Below are 265 nucleotides of genomic sequence, written 5' to 3' on the forward strand. Positions count from 1 at the left end.
GGAAGGAGAGTTTGGCGACAAAACACAACAGGCCACAGGTGCGGCCGTTGGTGGCTTAGCCGGTGCATGGGCCGGTGCCGAAATTGGCGCAATTGTCGGCACGGCCGTTTGTCCTGGCGTGGGTACACTCGTAGGCGCAGTGGTAGTCGGTCTCATCGGTGCATTCCTTTGTAGCAGGGGCGGTTCAGCATTGGTGGATAGTATTTTCTAACTTAAATGTCAAGCGTAATTATGGGACTATTTGATGCAATATTTGGAAGTTCAA

General features: G+C 52.1%; 1 pseudogene. It reads left to right on the forward strand.

Annotated elements, in window-relative coordinates:
* Nucleotides 1–211, forward strand: a pseudogene (locus tag HMPREF2955_RS00185) (tail tape measure protein); the annotation flags it as partial.
* Between the last annotated feature and the right edge of the window lie 54 nt (nt 212–265).

The sequence above is a fragment of the Prevotella sp. HMSC073D09 genome, from assembly GCF_001814145.1.
Classification (GTDB): domain Bacteria; phylum Bacteroidota; class Bacteroidia; order Bacteroidales; family Bacteroidaceae; genus Prevotella; species Prevotella conceptionensis.